11 protein-coding genes and 1 pseudogene are annotated in these 12,528 nt (G+C 71.0%); 7 read left to right on the forward strand and 5 right to left on the reverse strand.

Translation table 11 applies throughout. From position 1 onward, the window contains the following. Nucleotides 1-91: 91 nt before the first annotated feature. The 4 genes and pseudogenes from tssE (at nt 92) to tssH (ending at nt 6,126) form a co-directional block, all read left to right on the forward strand. The gene (gene tssE, locus JCM7685_RS15670) at nt 92-616 is read left to right on the forward strand and encodes a type VI secretion system baseplate subunit TssE (RefSeq protein WP_074967481.1); all 525 of its coding nucleotides are present in this window, start codon (nt 92-94) and stop codon (nt 614-616) included. Further along, nucleotides 613-2,514 carry a type VI secretion system baseplate subunit TssF gene (gene tssF / locus JCM7685_RS15675; RefSeq protein ID WP_074967479.1) on the forward strand — a complete coding sequence of 634 codons (1,902 nt, stop codon included), beginning with the start codon at nt 613-615 and terminating at the stop codon, nt 2,512-2,514. The genes tssE and tssF overlap by 4 nt, the downstream gene beginning before the upstream one ends. Then, complete coding sequence (gene tssG / locus JCM7685_RS15680) at nt 2,511-3,491, forward strand: type VI secretion system baseplate subunit TssG (RefSeq protein WP_074967477.1); 981 nt, start codon at nt 2,511-2,513, stop codon at nt 3,489-3,491. Before tssF ends, tssG begins: the two co-directional genes overlap by 4 nt. Then, nucleotides 3,491-6,126, forward strand: a pseudogene (gene tssH / locus JCM7685_RS15685) (type VI secretion system ATPase TssH). The gene tssG and the pseudogene tssH overlap by 1 nt, the downstream one beginning before the upstream one ends. Here the strand turns inward: tssH and JCM7685_RS15690 are convergent. Genes JCM7685_RS15690 through JCM7685_RS15710 form a run of 5 tightly spaced genes read right to left on the reverse strand, consistent with a single transcriptional unit; the run spans nt 6,105 to nt 9,111 of the window. Further along, complete coding sequence (locus JCM7685_RS15690) at nt 6,105-7,115, reverse strand: hypothetical protein (protein WP_074967473.1); 1,011 nt, start codon at nt 7,113-7,115, stop codon at nt 6,105-6,107. The pseudogene tssH and the gene JCM7685_RS15690 overlap by 22 nt on opposite strands. Continuing rightward, nucleotides 7,112-7,507, reverse strand: coding sequence for an ExbD/TolR family protein (locus tag JCM7685_RS15695; protein WP_074967471.1), 396 nt, complete (start codon nt 7,505-7,507; stop codon nt 7,112-7,114). The genes JCM7685_RS15690 and JCM7685_RS15695 overlap by 4 nt, the downstream gene beginning before the upstream one ends. Continuing rightward, nucleotides 7,504-7,986 carry an ExbD/TolR family protein gene (locus JCM7685_RS15700; protein WP_074967469.1) on the reverse strand — a complete coding sequence of 161 codons (483 nt, stop codon included), beginning with the start codon at nt 7,984-7,986 and terminating at the stop codon, nt 7,504-7,506. The genes JCM7685_RS15695 and JCM7685_RS15700 overlap by 4 nt, the downstream gene beginning before the upstream one ends. 3 nt (nt 7,987-7,989) lie before the next feature. After that, a complete protein-coding gene (locus JCM7685_RS15705) occupies nt 7,990-8,616 on the reverse strand; it encodes a MotA/TolQ/ExbB proton channel family protein (protein ID WP_074967467.1) in 627 nt (208 codons plus the stop codon). Next, complete coding sequence (locus JCM7685_RS15710) at nt 8,617-9,111, reverse strand: hypothetical protein (protein ID WP_083412690.1); 495 nt, start codon at nt 9,109-9,111, stop codon at nt 8,617-8,619. On the opposite strand from JCM7685_RS15710, the gene JCM7685_RS15715 reads away from it, so the two are divergent. The 3 genes from JCM7685_RS15715 to JCM7685_RS15725 are packed head-to-tail and all read left to right on the forward strand — an operon-like array spanning nt 9,110 to nt 12,500. Further along, complete coding sequence (locus JCM7685_RS15715; protein WP_231964732.1) at nt 9,110-9,592, forward strand: DUF1036 domain-containing protein; 483 nt, start codon at nt 9,110-9,112, stop codon at nt 9,590-9,592. The genes JCM7685_RS15710 and JCM7685_RS15715 overlap by 2 nt on opposite strands. 7 nt (nt 9,593-9,599) lie before the next feature. Next, the gene (locus JCM7685_RS15720) at nt 9,600-10,352 is read left to right on the forward strand and encodes a hypothetical protein (RefSeq protein WP_100526134.1); all 753 of its coding nucleotides are present in this window, start codon (nt 9,600-9,602) and stop codon (nt 10,350-10,352) included. 3 nt (nt 10,353-10,355) lie between these two features. Continuing rightward, nucleotides 10,356-12,500, forward strand: coding sequence for a peptidoglycan DD-metalloendopeptidase family protein (locus JCM7685_RS15725; RefSeq protein ID WP_074967463.1), 2,145 nt, complete (start codon nt 10,356-10,358; stop codon nt 12,498-12,500). Nucleotides 12,501-12,528: the final 28 nt, after the last annotated feature.

Here is a 12,528-nt window from a genome sequence, read left to right on the forward strand (position 1 = left end):
CGCCGGACCTCGGGCCGGGGTGCGCCGCAACCGGGGGCCGATGATGGCGCGTCGCTCTGATGCAGAGACCGGGCGCAGGGGCCTGCGCGAAATGTCCCTGATGCATATCTTTCGCGATTCCGCCCGCCGGCGCGATTCGCGCGACCCCGGCCGCCGCTATACCGAGGGCGAGCGCGACCTGACCCTGATGAGCCAGAAACATCGCGAGGGCGCGAGCGAGGAATCGCTGCGCCGCAACCTGGTCTTGGACCTGGCCAGCCTGATGAACACCATCCGGCTGGACGTCTGCACCGACCTGTCCGACACGCCGCGCGTGCGCGATTCCGTCATCAATCACGGCCTGCCCGACATGGACACGCTGTGGCGCGACCACCGCACGCCGATGGACCTGGCCCAGGCCATCCGCGAGGCGCTGATCCGCAACGAGCCGCGCCTGCGCGCCGAGACGCTGGAGGTGCGGGTCGAGGATCTGGACCCCGGCCCCGACCAGCGCGTCACCTTCGAGATCCTGGCCGAGATGATCTCGGACCCGACCGACATCGCGGTGCAGTTCCATGCCGAGGTCGACCCCGCCGCCGGCAAGATCGCCATGAAACGCACGCAGGCCGAGCCATGAGAAAAGCCTTCCGCGACGCCTATGAGCGCGAACTGGACATGCTCTACGAGCGCTCGGCCGAATTCGCCGAGGAATTCCCCGGCCTCGCCGAACGCCTGGGCGGCGTCCTGCGCGAAAACATCGACCCGACCATCGCCGGCCTGCTGGAGGGCTCGGCCTTCCTGGCCGCCCGGGTGCAGCTGAAGCTGGACGAAGAGTTCCGCGACTTCACCACCGAGCTGCTGGAGCAGATCTTTCCCGACGCGCTGGCGCCGATCCCTAGCTGCATGATCGTCGAGGCCGCGCCGCTGTCGCGCCGGAACGAGGGGCCGCAGGTCTTCAAGCGCGGCGAATACCTGGACGCGCGCTTTCGCGATGCCGAAAAGCGGGTGGCCTGCCGCTTCAGCCTGACCTCGGACCTGGTGGTGCTGCCGCTGGCGGTCGCGGGCCTGACCTATCACGACCAGACCACGACGCTGGGCGGTCTGGGCCAGGACCCCGACCCGGCGACCCGCGCCGGCCTGCAGATCGACCTTGCCCGCACCGATGGCGAGGCGATGGGGCTGAACGCGCCCGACGCGCTGACCTTTCACTTGACCGCCGACCATGTCCGCGCCATCGCCGCCTATGAGCAGATCCATTGCAATCTGACCCGCGTCTCGCTGCGCTGGCTGATGCCGAACGGCGACCCGGCCTTCCTGCGCCTGCGCGAGGGCCAGGTCGAGCAGATCGGCTTCACCCGCGAGGAACTGCTTTTCGACCGCGACGGCCGGCTGTTCGAGGGGTTCGCCATCCTGCGCGATTTCTTCGCCTTTCCGCGCAAGTTCATGGGCTTCCGCCTTACCGACATGCGCAGCGCGCTGTCGCGCATCCCGGCGGGCGAGGTGCAGCTGATCCTGGAATTCGACCGCGCCAATGACGAGTTGGCGCGCCAGATCCAGCCGCGCGACATCCGGCTGAACTGCGCGCCGGCGATCAACTTGTTCGAGGAAAGCTCGAACCAGGTGCGGCTGGACGACAAGCGCCACGAATATGTCGTGACCCCGGATTCCAGCCCTATCACCCATTACGAGATCCAGCGCATCCTGCGCGTGCAGGCCAGCTATGGCACCGCGCATGACCGCGTCGATGTGCATCCGCTTTACGCCCTGCCGCAGGGCGGGGCGCCGCGCGCGGCCTATTACCACACCACCCGCCGCAAGCCGCGCCGCCTGACCGAGACCGAGCGCCGCACCGGCCAGCGTCACGACTATCGCGGCACCGAGACCTTCATCGCCATCTATGAGCCGCCCGAGTCGGTCGTCGGCCGCCGCGCGCAGCGGCTGCATATCCGGGCGCTGTGCTCGAACCGGCACCTGCCGGCGGTGCTGCCGCTGGCCGGCTCGGACGATTTCGCCATGGTCTCGGACCAGGCGCTGTCCCTGACCTGCGTGAACGGCCCGACGCCGCCGCGCGAGGCGATGACCGAGGTCGAGCGCGGCGGCCCGCACCGCATGCGCCAGGGCGACGTCTATTGGCGGCTGATTTCCTATCTGTCGCTCAACCATTTCGGCCTCGACGACCGTTTCGGCCGCGACGGCGCCGCCAGCCTGCGCGAGATCCTGACGCTGTTCGCGGATGCCTCGGACCATGTGACCGAGGTGCAGATCGCCGGGCTGACCGGGCTGGCGGTACGGCCCATCACCCGCTCGATCCGCCGGCCCGAGGGGATCTTTCCGGCCCGCGGGCTGGAGCTGGTGCTGAGCTTCGACGAAACCGCCTTCGAGGGCAGCGGCATCATCCTGCTGGGCGCCGTGCTGGACCGTTTTATGGCCGAATATGCCAGCATCAACAGCTTCACCCAGACGGTGATCGCCAGCCGCCAGCGCGGCATCCTCAAGCGCTTCCCGCCCCGCACCGGCATGGGGCCGCTGATATGACCGCGCCGGGCTTTCTTGCCCTTCTGCGCCGGCTGGAGCGCGAGGCCGAAGCCAAGCCGCGCATCGGCCGCAGCACAAGGCGCGCGCAGGACATCGCCGATATCGGCCAGGACCCGCGGCTGGCCTTCCCGGCCGAGGATCTGGCCGACGTCCAGACCGAAGGCCCCCGCCCGCGCATCCGTGCGCAGTTCATGGGCTTTTTCGGCCCGCAAGGCGCGCTGCCGCTGAACACGACCGAGGAGGTACTGCGCTGGCAGGACGCGGGCGAGGATGCCTTCGTCGCCTTCGCCGACATGCTGTCGGCGCGGTTCTACCAGCTGTTCTTTCGCGCCTGGTCCGACGCCCATGCCATCACCCAGCACGACCGCCCCGACCAGGACCGTTTCCAGTCCTATGTCGGCGCGGTGGCGGGGATCGGCTCGCCCGCCTTCCGCCAGCACGACGATTTCCCCGACATCGCGCGGCTGCCGCTGGTGCCGGTCTTTGGCGGCCGGGTGCGCAGCGGCGTGCGGCTGCGGCAATTGCTCGACGGCTATTTCGGCTTTCCGGTGACGGTGCAGGAACATGTCGCCAGCTGGCTAGAATTCGAGCCGGACGAGCTGCGCGGCCTGGGCCGCGGCGGGGCGCTGGGGCGCGACAGCTATCTGGGCGCGCGGCTGCAATCGGTGAACGAAAAGATCTGCATCCGGCTGGACCTGCCCGATGCCCCGACCTATCGCAGCTTCCTTCCCGGACAGCCGCGCCATGGCCAGCTGGCGGCGCTGGTCTATTGGTATCTGGGCAAATGCCTGGACGTCGACCTGGCGCTGGCGCTGCCGGCCGACCGCATTCCCGCCGCCACCCTGGGCGGCGATGCCGCCATCGGCTGGCTTGCTGCCATGCGCCCCGAGGGCCTGCCCCAGAGCGGCGCCCCGATTGAAGTCGCCCGTTTCGCGCTTGGCCGCGATGCGGGCCAGCATTCCGCGAAAGGCCATTGATGACCGCGATCACCATCGAGAAATTCGCCGGCAAGATGAACCGGCTGGGCTATGAGGCCTTCCTTCAGGCGATGCGGCAGGCGCGCGGCGACGGCAACCGCAATGTGGAACTGTCGCATTGGCTGTTCCACGCCGTCTCGCAACAGGACGGCGACATTTCCGTCACCCTGCGCGGGTTGGGGATGGACCGGGGCCGGATGCTCAAGGACCTGGGCCGGGCGATGGACGGGTTGCAGAAGAACGTGACCGAGACCCCCGGCATCTCGGAACGGCTGGCGGATGGGCTGAACCACGCCTGGACCTATGCCACGCTGTTCTTCGGCGAGGCGCAGATCAGGACCGGCCACCTGCTGGTCGCGCTGCTCAATGATCCGGTCCTGCGGCGCGAGATCGAGCAATATTCGCCCCTTTTCGCCGAGTTGTCCGCCGAACGCATCGGGTCCGAGGCGCGGACCCTGTGGAAGGAGTCCGAAGAGGAAAACCTGCGCCCGATGGACGGCACCGGCATCGGCGCCAGCGCGCCGGGCCGCGAGGGGCAGGGGGCGGCGACCGCGCTGGGGCGGTTCTCGGTCGACATGACCGCGCAGGCCGCCGATGGCAAGATGGACCCGGTCGTCGGCCGCGACGATGAAATCCGTCAGATCGTCGACGTGCTGATGCGCCGGCGTCAGAACAACCCGATCCTGACCGGCGAGGCCGGCGTCGGCAAGACCGCCGTGGTCGAGGGCTTTGCGCAGAAGCTGGCATCCGGCGAGGTGCCGCCGGCGCTGCGTGGGATGCGGCTGCACATGCTCGACATCGGCGCCATGCAGGCCGGCGCCAGCATGAAGGGCGAATTCGAGCAGCGCCTGCGCTCGGTCATCGATGAGGTGCAAAGCTCAGCCACGCCGATCATCCTGTTCATCGACGAGGCGCATACGCTGGTCGGCGCCGGCGGCGCGGCCGGGACCGGCGACGCCGCGAACCTGCTGAAACCGGCCTTGGCGCGCGGCACCCTGCGCACCATCGGCGCGACGACCTGGGCCGAATACCGCAATTATTTCGAGAAGGACCCGGCGCTGACCCGGCGCTTCCAGCCGATCTCGGTCGATGAGCCCTCGGTCGAGGTCGCCTGCGCGATGATGCGCGGTCTGCTGGCGCCGATGGAGGCGCATCACAAGGTCCGCATCTCGGACGCGGCGCTGGAGGCGGCGGTGAAGCTGTCGGCGCGCTACCTGCCGGCGCGGCAATTGCCCGACAAGGCGGTGTCGCTCTTGGATACCGCCTGCGCCCGCGTCGCGGTCAGCCAAAGCGCCGTCCCCGCCCGCATCGCCGACCTGCGGGCCGAAATCGCCGGGCTGGAAACCGAGATCGCCGCCCGCGAGGCCGAGCGCGACCTGGGCGACGGTGATGCCGCCCGGCTGGGCGAGGCCCGCGCGCGGCTGGACGATTCCCGCGCCAAGCTGACCGATCTGGAAGCCGCCTTTGCCGACGAGAAAACGCTGGTCGAGCAGATCCTGGCCCTGCGCAAGGCGCTGGCGGCACGCGAGGGCGAGGATTTCGACGAGGAAACGCTCCGCACTGAGCTCACTGGCGCCATGGACCAGCTGGGCCAGATCCATGCCGATGAGCGGATGATCTGGCCGCATGTCGACGAGCAGGCGGTGGCCAGCGTCATCAGCGACTGGACCGGCATCCCGGCCGGCCGCATGGTCGCCGACGAATTGCAGGTGGTGCTGGGCCTCTCGGACCTGTTGCGCGCGCGGGTGATCGGACAGGACCAGGGCTTGCAGATGATCGCGCGCCGGGTCGAGACCGCCCGCGCCGGCCTTGGCAACCCGGAAAAGCCCATCGGCGTCTTCATGCTCTGCGGCCCCTCGGGCGTCGGCAAGACCGAGACCGCGCTGGCGCTGGCCGAGGCGCTGTATGGCGGCGAGCAGAACGTCATCACCATCAACATGTCCGAATTCCAGGAGGCGCATTCCGTTTCCCTGCTGAAAGGCGCCCCCCCGGCTATGTCGGCTATGGCGAGGGTGGCCGGCTGACCGAGGCGGTGCGCCGCAAGCCCTATTCCGTCGTGCTGCTGGACGAGATGGAAAAGGCCCACCCGGACGTGCACGAGCTGTTCTTCCAGGTCTTCGACAAGGGCAGGATGGAGGATGGCAACGGCCGCCCGATCAACTTCCGCAACACGCTGATCCTGATGACCTCGAACGTCGGAACCGGGACGATCATGGCCATGGCCCCCGAGGGCACCATCACCGACGAGGAAACCCTGGACGCGAGCCTGAAGGAAGAGCTGCTGGGCACCTTCCCGCCGGCGCTGCTGGGCCGGATCGTGACTGTCCCCTATGTGCCGCTTTCGGCCGAGGTGCTGGCCGGGATCAGCCGCCTCAAACTGGGTTCGGTCGCGCGGCGGATGCGCGACAGCCACGGCGCAAGCCTGACCTGGGACGGTGCGGTGATCGACCATATCGTCGCCGCCTGCCGCGATCCGGACAGCGGCGGCCGGATGATCGACAACATCATTACCAACTCGATCCTGCCCGACCTGTCGCGGCAGGTGCTGTCGCGGATGGTCTCGGGTCAGGCGATGTCGGACGTGACCATTCGCGTGGCAGAGGGCGGTTTCGCCTATGATTTCGCTCGCACATAGACGCTGCTGACGCCGACCAGCGCCTCGGGGCCGATCTCGCGCGACAGGCGGTCGAAAAAGGTCTCGGCCAGTTCGCCCGCCGCCGCGCCGACGGTCTCGGGGCGGCGGGGCGTGGCGACGGCCAGCAGCAGCTGATGCGTGTCGCGCCCGGCGCCGTCGCGGGCCACCGGCACGTCGAAGCGGATGCGCCCGCCCGCGTTCACCAGGAAGCGGCGCAGATCGTGGGTGACGCCGTTGTCGTCGACCAGCAGCAGCGTGACATAGCGCCCGGTCCCGCCCGAGACGGTGCCGCGCAGGCTGTCGCCGCTGGCCACGTCCTGCGATTGCAGGCTGATGCCCAGCGGGAATACCGGATAGCGGGCATCGCGCCGCGCGAAGGCCAGGCCGGGGCATTGCCGCGGGTCCAGCAGCACGGCCTGGCCGGTGACCTCGGTCTCCAGTCCCTGCGTCAAGTCGCGCAGAAGCCTGGGGATCTGCGCGTCGTCCGCGGCCAGCAGGTTCAGCCGGATACCGCCCTCGGCATCCAGCGCCGGCAGCGCCAGCAGGCAGGGTGCGGCCAGCCGGCTGCGGATGCGGTCGAACAGTTCGACCAGACGGGGATCGGCTTCCGCCGCCATTTCGACCGCCCCTCCGTCTTCGGCCGGGGCGGGAAGCTGCGGCACGTCGGCGCCGGCGGTCGGCAACTCGTTGCCGGTCAGCACCGGCGAGGCGGCTTGCGGCAGCGTCTCCGGAGCGGTTTCCTGTGCTGCGGTTCCGGCGCCGCCCTCGGGATCGGCCGGCACCGGGGCGGTGACGGGCCGCAGCACCTCGGCCTGGGGCAAGGCGGCGGACAGGGGCATTGCGGTGATCTGGATCGGCTGGGGCGGCGGCTCGGCGGTCCCCGGCAGCGCCGGACGCCAGAGCAGCACCCCGGCGGCGGCCGCGTGGAACGCCAGCGACAGCCCCGCCGCCAAGGCCCAGCTGCCGCCCGCCGGCCGCTGGCCGATCACGGCGCGAAATCCTTCAGCGTCACCAGCCTGATGTCGTGTCCCGCCAGTTCCGGCCGGCGCAGCACCTGCACCAGCAGGCCCGACGGCGCTCTGCGGTCCATCAGCAGATGCACCGGCCCCGGCACGGATGCCAGCGCGGCGGGCAGCATCTCGGGGCGGACGGGGTCGCCGTCCAGCAGCCAATCCTCGGGCCCGCGCACCTCGAGCACGGGCGAGGGCAGGTTTTCCGGCGACAGCGTCGCGGTGCTGGACAGGTCCAGCGGCGTCTGGACGCGCGGCGCCTGCCCGGCGATCAGGAAATAGAAGATCAGCAGCAGCACGATGTTCACGATTGCCAGCGAGGTATCGACCTGCACCCGCCGGCCATCGCGCGAGGGCAGGTTCAGGCTCATGTCCGGCCCCCCGGCGCCTCGGCGATCTGGACCGAGTCGATGCCGCGCGCCGACAGCATTTCCAGCACGGTGACCACGTCCTGGACCGGCACCTCGGGGCGCAGCACGATCAGCACGTTGCGGGTGCCCTGCGCCGCCAGCGCATCCGCCAGCGCCGCCGCGCGGGGCAGCGCGAATTGCTGGCCCGAGGCGGTGATGCCGTCCGGATTCAGCGTCCAGACGGCGGTGGCGCGGGCCTCGGTGACGGTGATGCCGGCCTGGGGCGCGGCCGCTGTGCCGCCCGGCCCGCCGGTGTCGCGGATGGCGCCGCTGCGCAGCGGCAGCATCGAATAGCTCAGCAGGTTGGCCGAGAGCATGAAGAAGATCAGCAGCTGGAACAGCACGTCCGCCAGCGCGGTCATGGAAAACACCCCGCGCCTGCGCGGGCGGCGGGGCAGGTCCAGGCCCGGCGGGCGGATCAGGGGCCGCGCCAGCTGCATGGCCTAGCGCCCGGGCCGCGCGATCCGGCCGTGGATCGCGGCCGAAACCGCCAGCTCGATCCCCTGCCGCTCGTCCTCGATCCGGCCTTCCAGCCAGGCCGAGACGAAATAGGCCACCAGCGCGATGGCCAGCCCAGCGGCGGTCGTGGTCAGCGCCGTCCAGATGCCTCCGGCCAGCAGCCGCGGGTCCGAGGTCTGCTGGCTCAGCGCCAGGTTGCCGAAGGCGTCGATCATGCCGATGACCGTGCCCAGAAGGCCCAGCATCGGCGCCATCTGCACCACGGCCTCCAAAAGGCGCATGCGGGCGCCCATCTGCACCAGCTCGGCCAGCGCGACCTGACGGGCCAGTTCCTCGCCATAGCCGGGTTCCGCAGGCCGGGCGCGCAGGCCCGACATGGTGGCGCCCAGGACGCGCGCCAGCACGGTGCGGCCGGCCTGGGCCTTGCGCTGCGCCTCGTCCGGGCGGCCGTTCAGCCAGTCGTCCAGGATCGCCTCGGCCAGGCGGTGGCCGCCGACGCCCATGCGCCGGAACTGCATCAGCTTGAAGATCACGACGGTCAGGGTCAGCACCGACAGCCCCGCCAGCGCGGCGAAGACGATCCAGGTGACGAGCGGCAGGTCGGCGAACATCTAAAGACCGAACTCGATGTCGCTGCGGTTGCGGGTGGCCAGCCCGGTCAGGCAGGCCATGCGCTGGTCCGAACCGTCCTGGCCGGTGCATTCCGCCACGTCGTTGACGACGATGCGGCCGATCCCGCCGCAATCCCGGTCGGGCAGGGCGAATTGCACCACCCGGGTCTTGCCCGGCAAAAGCGTGCCGAAGTCCAGGATCGGCAGCCCCTGCACCGTGCCGGCCTTGTCGAAGACCGCCACCTGCCAGGCCGCGCGCTTCAGCCCGGTCTCCAGCGTATTGGTCACCACCAGGGTCAGCTGGCAGGCACCCCCGGCGTCGGCGGCCGCTTTCAGTTCCAGCGTGACCTGTCCTTCGGCGGCCGCGGCTTGAGTGGGTTGAGCCTGCGCGGGCGCGACCGGCGCCGCCAGGGTCGCCAGCAGCAGCGCACCCGCGCACAAGGCAGGGGCCAGGTCTCGCGGAAAGGTTGCGCGCGCTGTCAGGATCGGTTTCATGCTGTTGAAACTCCTTTGCCCTGTCGGGGCTGTAACATGGCTGAAAGCGGTGCTCAATCGGCGCTCGATCAACCCTGCATTGAATTGGCTGGTTCCGGCCTTGCTGGCAATGCCATGGCCTGCGGCCGCGCGGGCCGAGTTGCGGCTGTGCAACCAGTCCTTCGACGTGCTGAACGTGGCCCTGGCCGAGCCCGCGGGCCAGGATTTCGCCACCCGGGGCTGGTGGCGGGTGGCGCCGAACCAATGCGCGACCTTGCAGCGCGAGCCCTTGCGGTCACGCTATTATTACGTCTTCGCGGCCGATGTTTTCGGTAATGAGGTGCTGGCGGGCTCGATTCCGATGTGCGTGGCGCCGCGCCGCTTCCAGATCGCGGGCCAGCGGGACTGCCTGCTGCGCGGCTATCTGGACGCGCGCTTTGCCGAGGTGGACACCCAGGACCGGCCCGACTGGACCGTTTTCGCGACGCCAAGGCCGAATTGAGGCGGGAATGAGGCAAAGGGGCGCATATCTGGCGGGAATCGCGGTGCTGGCCAGCTGGCTGGGCGCCGGGATTGCCGCTGCGCAGGGGCTGGTGATCACGCCCTTGCCCTCGGATCAGGTGATCCCCGCGGCCGAACCGCCCGCCGCCGTCCCGATCCTGCCCCTGTCCGAGCCCGAGCCGCCCGCCCGCGCCGGCCTGCCCCGGCCCTCGATCGTCATCGGCGACCTGGCGGTGCTGGCCGGCTTCGATCCGCGCGGCCCGCTGGGCCTGCCTTTCGCCGTGCGCGAGGCGATCCGCCAGCGCGACGCGGCGCTGTTCGAGCGGCTGCTGGGGCGCGGGGCCTTCGATCCCGACCGGGGCCGGCTGGCCGAGGCGATCCAGACCGAGCTGCGGCGCCTGGACTGCTATGGCGGCGGGATCGACGGCGCCTGGGGCGGCGGTTCGGTGCGCGCGGTGCAGCGCTGGTCGCAGGCGGCCAAGACCGAAGTCGGCGACGACCCCGAAGTGCCGCTGTTCCGCGCCATCGCCCGCAGCGCCGACCTGCGCTGCGCAGCGGCGGTAGCGGTTCCGGTCGCCCCGGCGGCGACCCCGCGCAGCGGCACCGCCCGGGCGGCGCCGGCGCGCGAAAGCCGCTCGGCGCCCGCGGCCGGCCGCACGGTGCAGCAGCCGGCGCCGCCGCGCCAGCCGGCGGTGCGGGAACAGCCCTCGACCGGCCGCCAGATCAACCCGTCGCTGATGGGTTCGGGCCTGTTCCGCTAGGCCATGACCGGCATCGACCCCCGTTTCCGGCAGATGGGCCAGGGCGCGCGCCGGCGCCGGCGCCGCGGTCTGGCCCTGCGCGGCGGCCTGGCGGCGCTGGCCCTGGCGGGTCTGGGGGCATGGCTGTGGCCCAGCCTGCAACCGCGTCTTTCGGCGCTGTGGGCGCCCGAAGCCGAGCCGGCCATGGTGCAGGTCGAATCGCAATTCGACATCGCGCCGATGGTGTCCGGCGACACCTTCACCGACATTCCCGGCGATCCCATCATCATCCCGCCGCCCGAGGACGGCGCTGGCGCCGGCCAGCGGCAACTGCCCGCGCCGCCGGCCCTGGCGGCCTCGGGGCGGGTGCCGGGGCGCGCGGCGCAGCTGCGGCTTCTGGACAGCCCGCTGGTGCCGCAGGACCGGCAGCTGGTGGCGGCGTTGCCCTCGACGCGCGAAGAGTTCGCGCTGTTCCAGGCCGAGCGCGGGCGCGAGCGGCTGATGAATGCCAGCCTGACCGCGCCCGCCGAGGCCGCGCAAGCCGATGCGGGCGTGCTGTTCCTGCGCGATGCCGCGACGCGCCCGCCGCTGTGGCGCGAGATGGTGCTCGAGACCGCCCGCGACATCGGCGCCAAGGCGCTGCTGGCCGAGAACGGCTTCGACGCCGCGACCGCCGCCCGGCTGGACGAGCGGTTGCAGAGCCAGCTGTCGCTGCCCGCGACCCTGCCGCGCGGCACGGTGCTGGCGCTGCGCTGGCGGGCGCGCGATGGCGGGCGCGAGGTGATCCAGCTGTCGCTCTATGGTCCCAAGGGCTATCTGGGTTCGCTGGCGCTGTCGGCGGCGGGGCAGCTGGTGTCCGCGGCCGACGCCTGGGCCGACCAGCCGCTGATGCAGGATGCCATCGCCCGAGCCGAGGGCGCGGCGCCGCAGGGCCGGCAGCGGCTTCTGGACGTGATCTATTCCGCGGCCCTGCGCAGCGACGTACCGCCCGAGGTCATCGGCGAGGCGCTGGCGCTGATGGCGCAGGTCTTCGACCTGGACAGTTTCGCCGATCCCCAGGACCGCCTGACCTTGATCTATGCCGATGCCGCCGCCGCCCGCCCGGGGGCGGTCCTGTTCGTCGGCGTCAGCGGCCCTTCCGGCGACAAGCCCTGCTATGTCGTGCCGGCGCCCGAGGGGTTCGCGTGCCACGCCCCTGGCGCGCGGGTGCGGCAGGCCGATGCGGCGGGGCTGCTGCAGCCGGTGGGCGGCGTTTTGTCGCAGCGCTTCGTGCCGGGCGATGCCGGTGCCGGGCGTGGCCAGGTGGCCTGGACCGCGCCGCAGGGCAGCCCGGTGCTGGCCGTGGCCCCGGGCCGGGTGACGGCGCTGGAAAAGGACACGGTGGAGATCACCCATGCGGGCGGTCTCGTCAGCCGCTACCTGGGCCTCGGGCCGGTCGCGGCCGATCTCGTCCGGGGCGGGGACGTGGTCCGCGGCGCGGTCATCGGCCGGGCCGGCCTGCCCCCCGGCCGCAGCGAGCCGGGACTGGCCTTCCAGCTTTTGCAGGACGGCAAGCCGGTCGATCCGCTGCCCATGCTTGGCGGCGGGGGCGAGGTGCTGGCCTCGGAATCCATCGAGACGCTGATCGGCCATATCATCCGGGTCGAAAGCGGCGGCGACGCGGCGGCCAGGAACCCGCGCTCGACCGCGACCGGGCTGGGGCAGTTCATCGAAGGCACCTGGCTGCGGATGATGCGCAGCTATCGTCCCGACCTGGTGGCGGCCCTGTCGTCGCGCGAACTGCTGGACCTGCGGCTGGACGCGGCGCTGTCGCGGCAGATGGTCCGGCACCTGGCGCAGGAAAACGAGGCCTTCCTGCGCGCCCGCGGCCACCGGATTTCAGCCGGGCGGCTGTATCTGGCGCATTTCCTGGGTCCGGCCGGCGCCGATCTGGCGCTGCGGTCGGATCCCGCGCAATCGGTCGAGGCGGTCATGGGCGGAGCGGTGGTCTCGGCCAACCCCTTCCTGCGGCGCTGGTCGGTGGCGCAGCTCTGCGACTGGGCCGAGCGCAAGATGACCGGCCCGGGCGGCGGCGCACCGATGCTGGCGATGCCCGAGCGTCCGCTGACCGCCGAACTGCGCGCCTTCGTCGCCGAAATGGACCGGATGCGGCGCGAAAGCCGGGGTTGAGCGCGAAAAACGGCCGGCGCGGACGCTG

The organism is Paracoccus aminovorans (genome assembly GCF_900005615.1).
In the GTDB taxonomy this organism is placed as follows: Bacteria; Pseudomonadota; Alphaproteobacteria; order Rhodobacterales; family Rhodobacteraceae; genus Paracoccus; species Paracoccus aminovorans.